11 protein-coding genes are annotated in these 14,478 nt (G+C 45.2%); 7 read left to right on the forward strand and 4 right to left on the reverse strand.

The genetic code is table 11. The annotated features are described in order from the left end of the window. Window positions 1-43: 43 nt before the first annotated feature. From LEP1GSC052_RS11775 to LEP1GSC052_RS11785, 3 genes are all read right to left on the reverse strand, one after another. Window positions 44-994 (reverse strand): alpha/beta fold hydrolase, encoded by a 951-nt coding sequence (locus LEP1GSC052_RS11775; RefSeq protein WP_020986027.1) that lies wholly within the window; start codon window positions 992-994, stop codon window positions 44-46. 143 nt (window positions 995-1,137) lie between these two features. Further along, window positions 1,138-2,784: an HsdM family class I SAM-dependent methyltransferase gene (locus LEP1GSC052_RS11780; protein ID WP_020986789.1), complete on the reverse strand. Its 1,647-nt coding sequence runs from the start codon at window positions 2,782-2,784 to the stop codon at window positions 1,138-1,140. Window positions 2,785-3,433: 649 nt separating this feature from the next. Continuing rightward, window positions 3,434-4,417: an ankyrin repeat domain-containing protein gene (locus tag LEP1GSC052_RS11785; RefSeq protein ID WP_010574030.1), complete on the reverse strand. Its 984-nt coding sequence runs from the start codon at window positions 4,415-4,417 to the stop codon at window positions 3,434-3,436. A gap of 159 nt (window positions 4,418-4,576) precedes the next feature. Between LEP1GSC052_RS11785 and LEP1GSC052_RS11790 the strand changes: the two genes are divergently transcribed. Both LEP1GSC052_RS11790 and LEP1GSC052_RS11795 read left to right on the forward strand, forming a co-directional pair. Beyond that, complete coding sequence (locus tag LEP1GSC052_RS11790; RefSeq protein WP_020986053.1) at window positions 4,577-6,061, forward strand: amidase; 1,485 nt, start codon at window positions 4,577-4,579, stop codon at window positions 6,059-6,061. A 58-nt stretch (window positions 6,062-6,119) separates the two neighbouring features. Then, on the forward strand, window positions 6,120-6,515 hold the full coding sequence (locus LEP1GSC052_RS11795) for a hypothetical protein (RefSeq protein WP_010574029.1): 396 nt from the start codon (window positions 6,120-6,122) through the stop codon (window positions 6,513-6,515). Window positions 6,516-6,535: 20 nt separating this feature from the next. Here LEP1GSC052_RS11795 and LEP1GSC052_RS21275 read toward each other — a convergent pair whose 3' ends face one another. Next, window positions 6,536-9,130 carry a N,N-dimethylformamidase beta subunit family domain-containing protein gene (locus LEP1GSC052_RS21275; protein WP_156892117.1) on the reverse strand — a complete coding sequence of 865 codons (2,595 nt, stop codon included), beginning with the start codon at window positions 9,128-9,130 and terminating at the stop codon, window positions 6,536-6,538. Between the two features lie 323 nt (window positions 9,131-9,453). Here LEP1GSC052_RS21275 and LEP1GSC052_RS11810 point away from each other — a divergent pair, with 323 nt between their 5' ends. Genes LEP1GSC052_RS11810 through LEP1GSC052_RS11830 form a run of 5 tightly spaced genes read left to right on the forward strand, consistent with a single transcriptional unit; the run spans window position 9,454 to window position 14,436 of the window. Continuing rightward, window positions 9,454-10,566 (forward strand): Gfo/Idh/MocA family protein, encoded by a 1,113-nt coding sequence (locus LEP1GSC052_RS11810; RefSeq protein WP_010574026.1) that lies wholly within the window; start codon window positions 9,454-9,456, stop codon window positions 10,564-10,566. Between the two features lie 11 nt (window positions 10,567-10,577). Further along, window positions 10,578-12,299, forward strand: a complete 1,722-nt coding sequence (locus LEP1GSC052_RS11815) for an ABC1 kinase family protein (protein WP_010574025.1) — start codon at window positions 10,578-10,580, stop codon at window positions 12,297-12,299. Next, window positions 12,296-12,844 (forward strand): lipoprotein signal peptidase, encoded by a 549-nt coding sequence (locus LEP1GSC052_RS11820; protein ID WP_010574024.1) that lies wholly within the window; start codon window positions 12,296-12,298, stop codon window positions 12,842-12,844. Before LEP1GSC052_RS11815 ends, LEP1GSC052_RS11820 begins: the two co-directional genes overlap by 4 nt. A 4-nt stretch (window positions 12,845-12,848) precedes the next feature. Next, window positions 12,849-13,376, forward strand: a complete 528-nt coding sequence (locus LEP1GSC052_RS11825) for a cyclic nucleotide-binding domain-containing protein (protein ID WP_010574023.1) — start codon at window positions 12,849-12,851, stop codon at window positions 13,374-13,376. Beyond that, window positions 13,369-14,436 (forward strand): AI-2E family transporter, encoded by a 1,068-nt coding sequence (locus tag LEP1GSC052_RS11830; protein ID WP_010574022.1) that lies wholly within the window; start codon window positions 13,369-13,371, stop codon window positions 14,434-14,436. The genes LEP1GSC052_RS11825 and LEP1GSC052_RS11830 overlap by 8 nt, the downstream gene beginning before the upstream one ends. Window positions 14,437-14,478 lie beyond the last annotated feature (42 nt).

Raw genomic sequence — 14,478 nt, forward strand, 5'->3', positions numbered from 1 at the left:
CCGGCCGCCACGCAGATTTACAAAAAAAGAGCTTCGCGGAATTCTAATAAACGCCCGAAAGAAAAGAATCCAAATCCCGAGCCGTACGATCCGGAATCTCCTCCATCGGAATATGACCCGCGCCTTCGTAAACGGCGAACTTCGCGTTTTTCAAATCTCGTTTCCAATACGGAAAGTATTCGTATTTCAACCAATGATCTTCGGTTCCCCACATTACGAGAGTGGGAGTCGTAACCTCGGCGATTCGTTTCGAAATATCGGGATTCAAAAATTTTTCCCGAGCGATCTGAAATATCTTTGCGATCGCTTCTCGGTTTCCTTCTCTCATGGAAAGATCGATATATCGTTCTTTCACTTCGTCTTTCAATTTGGAAGGATCTCCGTATGCTTGACTGATTCCTCTGCTTACCAAAAAACTCGGGGTCGAAAATTTAGCGACCGGTCTTACAAGTGGATGACTTCCGAACGCGATGAGTTCGGGCAAAGGTTGCGCGTAACCCGCGGCGTCGATCAAAACCATCTTCTCTACCCGGCTCGGATAAGAAAGGGAATAGTTCCAAGAAATGTAACCGCCCATCGAGTTCCCTACTAAATAAAATTTTTCCAAACCCAGACGTTTTCTGAATTCTTCCAAAAGTTGAACTCCTTGGATCGGATCCAAAACGGAAAGATCGCCGTCGATGCCGGTCAAACCGTGACCGGGAAGATCCAAACGGATGATTCTATACTTTCCTTTGAGAGACGCGGTCCAATCGTCCCAAGTATGCAAGGACGCACAAACTCCGTGTAAAAGAATGACCGCCGGCCCCTGTCCTTCGTCTCTGTAATGAAGGTTTACGTTTCCGATCTGAACGAATTCGGATTCGGAATTGGCGTATTTCGATTTCAAAACGTCGATCGGAATCGAACCGATTCCTAAAAACCTGCAGGAACTCAAAAGAACGGACAAAAGAAGAACGACCGTTCTGAACTGAAAACTCGGAATTCGCTTCATAAATTCTCACCTAAATATTTCAAATTTTAGAATGACATATCAATCAGTTTCTAAACGCGTAAAGAACAAATTTACCGACCGGAAAAGATTTTTTCCGACAAGTCTGGGGAGAATGGAAGTTCGGGGGCTTCGTTAAAAAAGAATCAGAGAACGCCGTCTTTAAAGATCGAATCGATTCTATGAAGAATGGAGGTTTCTTTTTCGGAGGAAGAACGGGCGAGTTTCAATTCGGAAACGAGATCGCCGAGTTCCTTGTAAATCGACGTTCCCAGTTTTCTAAAATCGGGAACCCACAACGAATTCAAATCTCCCGGTTCCGCTTTCCAAAGACCTCTTGCGTATTCCCTTCTTCTGGTTTCCAAATCCTTTTTGGAAACGGAAGAGATCAAGTAAGCGTAAAGCGCGTCGACCCATTCTTCCATTCCGGGCGCGGGATTGAATCCGTGAAAACAAGTGAGATGAACCACGTTGCTGAAATTTCTTACGATTCTGATTTCGGTTCTGTGAAAACTGGAAGCGAGAATCGGACAAGCCGATTTGGATTCCTGAGTGTACCAGTTCTTTCTTCGAGAAGGAAGAAACCTCTGATGAACCCCTCTCGTGATCCCGGATTGAAGATGGTTTTGCAAAGCGTGAGAATCGCTCGGATCGTATTCGAGTTTCACGTCGAGAAGCCAAACCTTGGCCCCCTTTTTGCTCAATTCTTCCCAATCGTTATATAAGAATATCTTGTTTCTCGCATATTGCGATTTTGGAATACAGGTCTTGAAGTGTTTCTCCGGAATGCCGGACGCGTCGACCATCTCCTTTGTGAACAAAAAGAAATCGTTGTCTCCGGTGGCGATTCCTCGGGTGAACTTTCCGAATTCGAGCAAGGGAACGTAGTTTCCGACGTTTTCCTTTTCCGTATCCGTTCTTTTTTCTCCCATCTGAATCTTCTTTTCCAGGCGATGAAAGATCGGACTCCATTTGGCTTCGGGATCGGGAAACGGAATCCAATCGGTTTCGATCGATTCCACGGAACCCGCGAGAAGCTTGGACTTATCCGAAAAAAATCCGGGCTTCAACCTCGTCCAATAAAAGCCGGACTTCTTTACTTTATCAGAATTTTCTAATAAAAGAATGCAGGAGCTCGTCACCGCCTCGTCGAAAAGGCTGTCCTGCGGCGAAAGTAAAAAGAGAGAATGCAAAAGACCCGATTCCCGCAAAGCGGACTTGATAAAAATGCCGTAACCGGAATTGAAAAAATCCTGAGGCACAAGAAAGGCCGCCCTGCCTCCCCGATCGATCATATTCAAACATTTTAATAAAAAGAAAACGTAAAGGTTCGCGGTACCCGGCAGTTTTTTGTCCGATCGGCCTTCGAATTGATGGATCAATTCCTTGGAATAATTCTTATCGCTGATCTTTCTGTAAGGAGGGTTACAAAGAATGACGTCGAACTTCTGATCCTCTTTCTGAAGTAAGAAGTCGCGATCGAAAAAGTTTAGTATACTAGTTTTAGAGATTCTATCTTCGAGCGCTTGTCGACTCGAGTTCAAACATTGCAGATCCAGATCGAATCCGAACCATTCCGCGTTTATGTTGGGGAGTTTATCGAGAATACTTTTGAAAAAAATTCCGTTACCGATCGCAGGATCGAGTATACGGTGTATACGTTCCGGATCATCCGAGGAGGTGATTCTCTCGGCACCCAGAACCCAATCTACCAGGAAATCCGCGACCCTTTCGGGTGTAAAAAACTGTCCTAGATATTTATTCTTATTTTTTCGATTTACCTCTGGTGACATCTATACCGTGCAATTCCGATTCTTCGCCGTTCAAACGAAATCGTTTTTTTCTGCTTACAAGCCTCGAGCTTTTAACATCGATTAAAGACAAAAGTTTCAGAACCTGAGAAGCAAACAACCAGTAAATTATTTACCCTAGTTTACGTGTGTTAGGCGATCAATCAGTATACTATCTTTTTATATTTTAGACTTCGCGGATTCTTTTTAAGCGGACATTTAAAATATGCGTATACACATCTCCTTTGATGAATCGTACTTATCGCTCTAATACCATTCCGTTAGTCGTATTATATCTTACTTCGTTTATCAATAAACGGCGGGTTTATAACGAAGAGAACGAGTTCGGGTTTTTCTAAATTTAAAACCTTTCCAATTCCTTGGATTTGGTTTTTTGAAGATTTAGAAGCCGATTTCCGTGGCAACCTATCGTATAAAAAGGTTCGATATGCAATCGCGCATACTCCGGTTGCAAAAGAAAACGAATAAGACATTGAACCGAAGAGTATGATGTATATCCACGAATTCGGAAATTCTTGTCGATTTATGGTATAAGAAAGATAGCTTAACGTCCGAAGAGCAAGAAAATTTCTTTCTGATTATTATGAATTATATTAATGCGACATGACGTGTCACATCGACGACCACAAGTTCAACGTGCGGACGCTTGAGGAGTTTTATCCGCGTTGTCTTTGTTTCCGATTTTTTTAAGGATGAGGGTTTCCAGAGTATCGAACTTTTGTCTGCGCGCTTCTTCCAACGGACTTCTTCCGTAAACGTCCGAAAGATTGGGATCGGCTCCGAGTTCGATGAGTTTTTCGGCTAAGGAGATTCTTTTTTTGAGGATGGCTCTTAAGAGAGGGGAAATTCCTTCCGCGTTTCTATGATTGAGATTCGTTCCGGTTTTTACGAGTAATTCGGGTATTCTCAGATCCACTTCGGATTTTTCGGAAAGAAAATGAAGAGCGTTGTCCGCTCCCGCTTGAATCTGTTTTCCGTCCTGATTCTTTTCATGAAGACGGCTCGTATAATCCGACTTGGCGTTGTTCTTCAAAAGAAATTCGACGATCGGATAATGCGCGGAAGACGATCCAGCTCCGCAGGCGAGGAAAAGGGGAAATTCTTCCGGATTGCCCTTATCAAAGTTCACATCGGCGTGGTTCTCCACAAGGAATTTAACGAGCACCAGGTTCCCGTGGCGGATCGCCATGTTTAATATTGAAACCGGAAACGTTCTTGTCTCGTCGAGTTTGGATACGTATTCCAACTTCGCTCCCGATTCGATCAATCGTTTGGGAACCGCGAGGTCGTCTATGTCGAGAACCTTGACGTCCAGAAGTCCGGATAAACTTTCGGATAACACTGAATTTCCGTCTTTGTCCTGCGCGTTTACGTTCGCTCCCGAGCGAATCAAAACTTCCGCTACTTCGGGTCTATGATCGGCGATCATCAGAGCGGTTTTTCCTCTGGAATCGGAGGCGTCCACGGTCGCACCCGCTTGGATCAACAGCTCCGTTTTCTTCGGATCTCCCTCTTGAACCGATCTTAAAAACTCGCTGTCCAGCGCGGGATCGGCTAATAGAAAAATCGGGAAAATCAAAAAGAAACAAGGAAGTTTATGAATTCTTGAAATCATCGTTTTATCTATAGACCGTCTTATAATATTGAATCGGATTTTTTACAGAGTGTATATCCACATTTTTAGAATCCGCTTTTTCTCGGAATCCGAAAAACGTCCTTTTTATCTTGACCCCTTCTTCTCCTTGAGGTTCCTACTTGTTTTCGGAGTTCACTCATGCCACAATCCTTTAAAGAATATACGTATTATGACGCCACGGGACTCGCCGATTTGATCCGTAAAAAATCGGTTCATCCGAGCGAACTCGTGGAATCCGCGATCGAAAGAATCGAATCGATCAATCCCGGTTTGAACGCGGTCATCACTCGTTTTTACGAAGAAGCGAAAAAAAACGCGAAGTCAAAACTTCCCGACGGTCCGTTCAAAGGGGTTCCGATTTTAATCAAGAACATCGTTCATTCCATCGGAGGAGCTCCTCTCACTAACGGCTCGAAGTCGTATCGCAATTATATTTCTCCCGTAGATTCGGAGTTCGTAAAAAGACTGAAGAATGCGGGAACGATTTTCCTCGGACAAACGAACGTTCCCGAGTTCGCTCTGATGGGAATCACCGAACCGAAGTTTCACGGTCCGACTCGAAATCCTTGGAACTTGGAAAGAACGCCCGGCGGTTCCTCCGGCGGCGCGGGAGCGGCGGTCGCTTCGGGTATGGTTCCGGTTGCAACGGCTTCGGACGGCGGAGGATCGATTCGAATTCCCGCCGCCTATTGCGGGTTATTCGGTCTCAAACCGACTCGGGGAAGAACTCCGGTCGGTCCGTACTTCGGAAGATTCTGGCAGGGAGCTTCGGTGGATCACGTTCTTTCCAGAACGGTTCGAGACAGCGCGGCTTTTTTGGACGCGTTAGGCGGAATTGAAAACGCGGGAGCGTTCTCCTTTGACTCGCCTAAGACGAGTTATACGGCCGAACTCAAAAAACCTCCGGGTAAACTTCGGATCGCGTTCTCCACTCAATCTCCGATCGGAACTCCGGTTCATCCGGATTGTGTGGAATCCGTAGTTCATACCGCGAAACTTTTACATTCTCTCGGTCATAAGGTGGAGGAAAAAGACGCTCCCGTAGACGGTCGTGCGATCGGTCGCGCTTTTATCACGATGTATTTCGGAGAGATGGCCGCGCAGATGAAAAACCTCGAACCGATCTTAGGAAGAAAGGCGAGAATGGGAGACGTCGAATCCGTCACTTGGATTTTGGCGTTGCTCGGTAAAACGATTTCTGCGGGAGAATTCGTTCTGAACTTACAAGAATGGGACAAGGCTGCACTCGCGATGGAAACGTTTCACGAAACATACGACGTTTATCTCACTCCTACAACCGCGATGCCTCCCGCAAAGATCGGAGAACTCGAACCGAAACTCGGCGAAAAGATCGCGATGCAAGTCGTGGGTCGTCTCGGTTTGGGAAGAATGCTTCTCGCTTCGGGGCTCGTCGACGAACTCGTGGAAAAAAGTCTTTCCCGCACTCCGTTTACACAACTCGCCAATCTTACGGGACAACCTTCGGTTTCAATTCCTCTCGGTCAAACCAGCGATCAACTTCCTTTGGGCTTGCAGTTCACCGCGGCGAGAAGACGCGAGGATATTTTATTTCGTCTCAGCGCTCAGTTGGAAAAAGCTGCTCCTTGGTCGAATCATAAGTGAAAATGGAACGCGTTCCTCTTCGAAATTTCCGAAACAGAAATAGGTTCTAAATTTAAGAATGATCGATTCGATTTTCGACGCATCCGATTTCGGTAAGGCCTCCGAGTATGATTCCATTCGAGACGTGATTCGATATCTTCGAAACTGTTTCGGTAAAGAAAAAGAAGCGGCCGTTGCCTACGCTATGCTTCTTTCCATTCACTTGGCAAAACGAGGTCCTTATAGAGACGACACTCTGAAAGCGCTGGACCTTCTTTCGAAAGCGAAGGTTCGATTGGATATCGCTTGCGCTCATACAAGACCGGCTATCGACATTACTGCGGAGATTTTATTCGAGGCGCAATCGTTTGCGGACGAGGCGACCATTCCTTGCACGGAATGGCCGACCGTCGAAGAAGTCATCGAAGTCGTTTGGAAAACGGCGCGAAAATTTGCGCTTTCGGTCGATCGATAGAAATTGCGATGACTTCAGCTCTACTTCGTACTCGGCACGTAGAAGGCAGGTCCGTTGTTGTACCAGCCTAAACAGCTCGTTCCCGCTCCGCAGTATAAAGCCGGCGAATACAAAAACCTTTGCGGAGAATCCGCAGAATATGCGTAAACAGGAATCGTTCCCGGTTGCTGACTTAAATACGCATAGAATGCGACGCCTACGTTATTCCAACCGAGACAACCTGTTCCCACTGGACAGTATTCGTTCGGAGAATACATGAATCGATATAAACCATTCGAATCTTGAACCTGATATTGGTAGATCGGTACGGTTCCTGACAAAGCACGATCGAACGCGTAGAAGGCTTGCCCGTCATATTTGTAAACGACTTGTCCATTGCGGAGTAAGTTCTTTGGCAAAAACGGCAATCGACTGTAATACAGGCTCTGAACACTAAGAGCCAAATCCGAATATTGGTAGATAGCAATCGTCGCTTTTTGCAGTAATGTTTTTGGTTGGCTCAGTTTGTTGATTACGTTCCATACGATCTGACTGACAACGTTTGGAGTATAACTTTCATTTCTTTCATGTGTCAAACCGAGTTGCCAATCGTACAGACCACCGTTGAATACGGTTCCGTTATTTTCAAAAAGCCCCATCATCGCCCCGAAATGTCTTCCAGCCATCTCGACATTACTCGAATGCTGATAATTTTGTAACTGATTGGGTATTGCATCCATATAAGCTAAAATCTCAAAATTGATTGGTGCCCCGTCGTCTCCAGTTGGGTATAACTTCTTGCCTACTGTTTGTCCCGGATACGCGTAAGAGCACTCATCATTCGCACATCTAAAGTGAAGAGAATCTCCTTCTGCGGTACTAGTTCCGGTAAGTCCGTCCTTAACGGTTCCATCCGCATTGTAAAATAGACCGAAGCTCTGAAAATCTTGCATTCCGGTCGAACTGTAAACCCAGTGATTCGCTTGTTTTACTTCGAACTGCAATGGAGATCCTGATGGCCAACCGTAATTTTCAACGTTCTTCGGCCTTGGATCATTCGGATCAGGTCCGTAAATAGTCCCATAAAGATAGCTCAAACCAAAGGTTTGATTTTCAGGATAGATTAGATTTATAGGATAGGCTGGAATTCCAGTTCCGTTATAGCCAACTAAATGCCATTTAACGGTTTTCAACGAAAGATCGGTCGTCGTATCACCCGGCTGTTCTTTAAAGCAAACTAATTTTCTATATGAGTTACCGTTAGAATCATTCTCCAACCGAATTTGATACCAAGATGTGTTCCCTCCAAACACGGCCAAATTCCCACCATTCATCACATAGTTATCTATATTGATTCTCATCGATTTCGAAATATATTCATTCTGGCCCAGCATAACCACAAGTTGATATGAATTTAGTAAATTAGGATTCGAGTGTAACTCAACATCACTTGCATATTCAAGGGAGTAGTGATTACCGTTACCATCCGTTTTGTTTAGCATCGACGAGATAAAAGATGTATGCCTCCAGATATTACTTGCGGTCGGTCTATTAAACGATGCATTACCTGAAAACACAACACCCGATTCAGGATACGTACTAGAACCTCCCCAAGTATTGTATGCTTGCCATGTAGAAAATGGAAGAATGAGAAGCACATTGCTACCGGATGCCGGCACACTCGGTCTTACTACGAAATAGATATTTTGACTCGCACTCACATTCAAATAATACAAACCGGCTGGCCAGCCTGCTAAAGGAATTGTTTTCGTTAGTGTTGTCGCCCAAGGACATCCGTCCGTAGTCGAACACGCATAGATGTCTTGTGAATCGACAGGAATCGTTACACTATCTATTGGCGGATCAGAAGAAATCAAATTTGATACTCGATGGAAAGTAAACGTATGCGATACGGGAGTACCCTGAGCCGCTTTATCGCTTATATAAAATTTTATAGTCTCACCGGGTGATACGGAAGTAGTGGAACTATAGCCCTCCAAATTAGGATAAGAAGCTGAAACATCTCGAGGAGCATAAAAGGCAGTTCCACCGTTGTTCCAGCCATTCCAATTTCCGCCAACCGGAGCAAGTGAACTCGCGGTATAATAAAATCTCTGTTGCGGATAATCCACGACGTATGCGTATACGGCTTGCGTATATGAACGAAAGTTCGGAAAAGCGTAGAAAGAAACTCCGCTATTATACCAACCGCAACTGGTTCCAACTGCACAGTATAAATTGGAAGAATACATAAATCGATATCTTCCACCTGCATCCACTGCGTAGTATTGATAAATCGGAACAGTTCCCGATCGTTGATTATTAAAGGCGTAGAATGCAATTCCATTTGCAGTCCAGGCAGCAGGAGTACTGGAACTGAAAGAATAATAAAAAACCTGGCTTCCATACATATCAGTATATTCATATTGATAGATGGGTTGCGGTGCATTCGCAGGTAATACGCTTTGCCCACTGTGAAGCCGATCACGAATCGAAATCGAGCCTTCATTCGAGGAATTCGAAAACAAAAGCCCAAGCAAACCATTCGAGTTCGTATTCGAATTACAAAAATTAAAAAACACGAAAGAAATTAAAAGAAAGAGAGTTCGTTTAACAACGTGATATTGATGCATCATAGAATTCGCATCATCCGAACAAATGCGAAAGACCGTCAAGAGGTTTCGAAATTTTATAATTTTATCCTAAGTTCGTCATTATAAAAATTACGATTTTTATACAAAGATTTTGTTTTCCATTCCCCCCATGCGCGCAGATAGAACTTGATTTTTTATAAATGGATACTCCTCAAGTCGACGTTGTTCAAAACATTACGATCCAAACATTACTTCCGAATCGTATCGCTCATTCCATCCCTTCCTTCTTAAGATGTATGGACTTCCATTCCACTGAAAATAAGTCTTGATTTCAATGGAATCTTCGACAAATTCTCCCTCAATCCATGACCCGCATCCCCGTTCTACTCATCGGTCTCGGACGCATCGCGTCTCTTCTCGAAAAGGATACGCTTCGCAATCATCCCTGCACACACGCGGGAGCGATCTTTTCCGCAGAGGGCAAAAAAAGATTCTCCCTCGTAGGAGCGATCGATCCGATCGAAGAAAGAAGGGATCGTTTTTGCAAGGATTGGAATATTCCAAAAACATTATGTTTTGAAAGTTTTAAAAAATGGGCGAACGATCTTTCTTCTTCCCGAAATCAAAAAACAAAAACAGAGAATCGTCTTTCGAACGGTTCCTCTTTCGACCTCGCCGACTGCCTTGTGATCATCGCGACCCCGTCGGAAACGCACTATGAACTCGCAAAGAAGGCGATCGATTTCGGATTCCGCAGACTTCTCGTGGAAAAACCGGTTTGTCATTCTTTGCCTCTCGCACGCAAACTCGCAAAACTCTGCGCGGAAACCGGAACCGATCTGAGAGTGAATCACGAAAGAAGATATCATCCCGTTTACAGACAAGTTCGCCGTTGGATCCAAGAGGAAACCTACGGCCCGGTGAAAACGATCCGGGCTTCCGTTCTCACGTCGGCCCGCGCACCGGGCCGAGCGATCCTCGACAAAACGGGTCCTCTCTTTCATGACGGAACACACGCAGTGGACTTACTCGTTTGGTATTTGGGAATGCCCGACCGTGTGGTTTCCGTTTTGCGGTCGTATCCGAATTCTCCCGTGGAAGAACAGGCCTTGGCGCTCATGACGTATCCGAAGGGCGAAACCGTTTTTTTGGAAGCGGGAGGAATGCGGAATTATTTCCAATTCGAGCTGGACATACAGACGACGGACGCCCGATTTCTCGTCGGAAACGACGAGGTTCGCTATTGGAAATCCAAACCTTCCCGCAAGTATAAGGGATTTAAAAGTTTGACTCCGGTTTCAATTTCCGAAAAATCTTCCGCAGGCTCGAATCCGTTTCTTAATTTATACGATTCTCTCTTTCGGCATTTTAGCGGAAAACCGTCCGGGATCACGGGCGATATGGAGGAGAATCTTCAAATTCTCACCTTGCTGGATACGATCCGGAGAAGAGCCGAAAAAAGAATCCTAGAGGTTTAGAATTTTTATCTATGCTCGTGTCTTCCACAACCGGAACAACCGAACCTCAGGAAACCCAGTCGTATAAGCGTCATAGTAGCGCTTGGAGATTTTGGAACGCGAGTTCCTTCGTCTGGAAAAAGATCTGGGCTATATTCTGGTTTTTTAAACTAGGAAGAATTCTTTTTCCCTCGTACCGAGATACAAGCGTTCAGGAAAAATTCTTTCGTACTTTGGGAGAAGACTTCCGCAACTTCTTCTTATCGATGGGCGGGGTTTATATCAAACTCGGTCAGTATCTCGGAAATCTTTCTCATATCTTTCCCGATTCCTTCACCGAATCTCTTCAGGATCTTCAGGACCGGGTTCCGCCTCATCCTTTTTCCGAAGTGGAAGAACGGTTTCGTTTAGAGTTCGGTAAAGAAATCACAAAAGTATTTCCGGACATCAAAAACGTTCCCGAAGCGAGCGCGTCCACGGCCCAGGTTCACGTCGCTTCCATCGGAGGACAAAAGGTCGCGGTTAAGGTTTTGTATCCGGGGATCGAAACTCTGATCGCAAACGATCTGAGAAACATACGTTCCTTCTTAAAAAGAATCAACCGTTATCTCTTTCGTTTCGAATACAAGAAGGTTCACGAAGAAATCACACATCTCGTCACAAGAGAAACCGATCTCAAACTCGAAGCGGATTCTTACGATCGGATGAGACAACTTTTCGCGGAAGAACCGGACTATGTTTTTCCAAAAGTGATCCGCCAATTTTCGGGGAAGAGCGTTCTCGTCACCGAGTTCATCGAAGGCGTTAAGATCACGAAGGCGACTCCGATCATCAAAGGTCAGGCGAAATCAAGACCCGTGGAACTTCTCGTCCGCGCTTACGTTCTGATGATCTTTCAATATCGTTTTTATCACGCGGATCCTCATCCCGGAAATCTCATCTATACCCCGGATGAAAAACTCTGTTTCATCGACTTCGGAGCCGTGGGAGAAATCGGAGCGAGCGGCGTGTTCGCATTAAAAAAAATCTTCCTTTCGGCGATCGCAAAGGATTACTACGGGGTTGTGGGCGGTCTCGAAGACATAGGCGCGTTGTCGGCTTCGGCGGATCGGGACAAACTCGAAGAGGTCGTTCGTTATTCTTTGGAAAAACTCGGACGTTTCGTCGCGGACACGGACTACTTCCGAAATTTATCTCTGGATCAGATTCACACACGGGAAGACCGTCTCTTTCTCAAGGAGATCAACTCGAGTTTGAAGGAAATTTTTAGAATGATTCAGATCCCGGAAAATTTCATTTTCCTGGAACGTGTCCTGGGTTTATTGGTAGGGATTACCGCGATTTTAGATCCTTATAGAACCGTTTTGGATTACGGTGAAAAACCGTTCCGGACTGTCGCCACCGGCAAAGAAGGCGGACTGGAGTCTCTTTTGTTAAACGAAGATAAGAATCTTTGGGGAAATACCCTTTCCATTCCGGGAGAATTTTATAAAGTACTCCAGAACATCAATCGTGGAAGACAGGGAATTCAACTTCGAGAAGTGGAACGTCACACCCGAAAGATGTATATTCTCGGTCATCAAATCCTTTACGGAGGATTCTTGATTGCGGGAATTCATTTCGGAAATTATTATCTCGAAAAAGGAATGGAAATCCAAAGCTGGGGATTTTTCGGAGCCTCGGGATTTTTCGGACTTGTACTACTTTATTCATTTTGGAAAAACAAACTTAAAAAGAAAGGAACCTCTCCGTGAAGTATTTTGAAAAAAGATTTTTAGACGTATATCGTCCTCTTTATTTAGCCGTCATTTTTATCGGAATCGTATTGGATCTCGCGACTAAGTTTCTCGTTATTCTTTACTTTCAACCGCATCGTTATCTGGAAGTTCTCGGAAGTTTTTTCAGAATGACCCTGACCTTCAACACCGGTTTCGTGTTCGGAGCGTTTCAGGACAACGCGATCCCTTCTCTTGTCGCGACCGGAATCGCGATCGTGTTTCTCATCGGTTACCGATGGAAGAATTACGATCTCGGAAATCCCTGGGGATGGAACCTCGTGATGGCCGGAGCCTTCGGAAATTTTCTGGATAAATTCTTCGTAAAAATTCCCGGCACGGGATTTCGTTTCGGATTTCAACCCAACATGGGAGAATACATCGGAGTCGTAGACTTTCTCGATTTCGACTGGCCGGATTTTCTTTTATTTTCAAGATGGCCCGCGTTCAACGTCGCCGATTCCTGCGTTACGATCGGACTTACCATTCTTATCTTTACGATGAAACTCGAAGAGGAGAAATAATTTCTTGAAAGCCTTGGACCTGCCCATCTGGAGAAAACTGTTCAATCGCAAGGAAGCGAGCAATAAGGAAATCATTCATTTTCTCAGGGAGACATCCGTATTCGGGAGAATGAAAAAAAGAACCCTCATTGAAATCGCGAGGATGGTGCACGTTCGGGAATATCAGGAAGGTGAAACCATCTTCCGCCAGGGAGAAGTCGGAGCGGGATTTTATCTCGTCTACGAAGGTTCGGTCGTGATCCGCTCCGTGCGCGACGGAATCGAACTCGATCTCGCTCATCTCGACGCGCACGCGTTCTTCGGAGAACTTTCTCTTTTCACAGAAGAAAGAAGAACCGCAAGCGCGATCGCTCTCGAACAAACGACTCTGCTCGGATTCTTTCAACCCGATTTAAAGGAAATCATAGAAACAAAACCGAGAATCGGAATCGAAATTCTCATGAGTCTATCGACCGTGATCGTGGAAAGACTTCACAGAACCAACGGTCTTTTGGAAAAGGCTTACTTCCGGGGAAAACAAAAGAATGCGTGATCCCGCAAAGAAAGAACTTTCCGAATATTTCATTCGAACCAGTTTTTTTCTCATCGTCGCGTTTACGATCGTCGTTTCGCTTTGGGGCCTTCAACTGCTCGCCGTTCCGATGGTCATGGCATTATTGATCTTTTATGCGTTCAACGGAACGATCAACAATCTAGAAAGTCTGGGCGTCCCGAGAATTCTTTCGATCGCGATTTTGATGTTGGTCATCAGCATTCCGATATATCTTTTCATCAACTCGGTCGCGCCTCCGATCGTTTCGACTTTGAATCCTCTTTTAAAAAATTGGAAACAGGATCTGGACGAAGCGAAGTTTAAATACTTAACCGTAACCGTAAATCTTCAGTTCAACGAGTTTCCTTCGAGCTGGAACGAAACCATCCGCCCCGACGAACTCATCAAAAGAATCGCGGAGTTGATGCACGAACAGGTAAAGGGTTTCGTTTCGTACGTTCCGACTTTGATCGGTTATATGATCATCACTCCTCTTTTCGCATTTTTGTTTTTGTTAAACGGAAACGGAATGTATAAGAATCTGATCGCGCTCATCCCCAATCGTTATTTCGAAATGGCGTTGATGGTCACGTATAAGATCAACGAACAGCTCACCAACTATCTCAAAAGTTTGATGATTCAAAGCGCGATCATATGCGTCGTATCCGGTCTCGGATTTTACATCATAGGTCTTCCCTACTTTTACATCTTCGGTCTTTTTCTCGGAGTTGCGAACTCGGTTCCCTATCTCGGTCCGATCATGGGAGCGATTCCTCCTTTGTTCTTTGCGCTCGTCATCGGAGGAACCGGAGCCACGGAGTTGATGACTTCGATCTTAATCGTCGTTTTGATCGCTCAGATCATAGACAACTTCTTCATCCAACCGATCGTAATTTCCGGCTCGGTTTCGCTTCATCCGATCGTGGTCGTGGGCGCCGTTACGGTGGGCGGAGCCGCCTTGGGTTTGGTGGGAATGTTGATCGCCGTTCCGATGGCCGCGATCTTAAAGGTTACGATTCAAACTCTTTACAGTTCGATGAAAGACCACAATCTACTTTGAAAAAATCGGAAAGTCGTATACGCACGAAATCGCCTAACGTTT

This window comes from Leptospira kmetyi serovar Malaysia str. Bejo-Iso9 (assembly GCF_000243735.2).
GTDB lineage: Bacteria > Spirochaetota > Leptospiria > Leptospirales > Leptospiraceae > Leptospira > Leptospira kmetyi.

What these genes read in the sequence shown, in the direction of transcription:
- LEP1GSC052_RS11775 (WP_020986027.1), bottom strand. Translation starts at nt 994, where the DNA reads ATGAAGCGAATTCCGAGTTTTCAGTTCAGAACGGTCGTTCTTCTTTTG.
- LEP1GSC052_RS11780 (WP_020986789.1), bottom strand. Translation starts at nt 2,784, where the DNA reads ATGTCACCAGAGGTAAATCGAAAAAATAAGAATAAATATCTAGGACAG.
- LEP1GSC052_RS11785 (WP_010574030.1), bottom strand. Translation starts at nt 4,417, where the DNA reads ATGATTTCAAGAATTCATAAACTTCCTTGTTTCTTTTTGATTTTCCCG.
- LEP1GSC052_RS11790 (WP_020986053.1), top strand. Translation starts at nt 4,577, where the DNA reads ATGCCACAATCCTTTAAAGAATATACGTATTATGACGCCACGGGACTC.
- LEP1GSC052_RS11795 (WP_010574029.1), top strand. Translation starts at nt 6,120, where the DNA reads ATGATCGATTCGATTTTCGACGCATCCGATTTCGGTAAGGCCTCCGAG.
- LEP1GSC052_RS21275 (WP_156892117.1), bottom strand. Translation starts at nt 9,130, where the DNA reads ATGATGCATCAATATCACGTTGTTAAACGAACTCTCTTTCTTTTAATT.
- LEP1GSC052_RS11810 (WP_010574026.1), top strand. Translation starts at nt 9,454, where the DNA reads ATGACCCGCATCCCCGTTCTACTCATCGGTCTCGGACGCATCGCGTCT.
- LEP1GSC052_RS11815 (WP_010574025.1), top strand. Translation starts at nt 10,578, where the DNA reads ATGCTCGTGTCTTCCACAACCGGAACAACCGAACCTCAGGAAACCCAG.
- LEP1GSC052_RS11830 (WP_010574022.1), top strand. Translation starts at nt 13,369, where the DNA reads ATGCGTGATCCCGCAAAGAAAGAACTTTCCGAATATTTCATTCGAACC.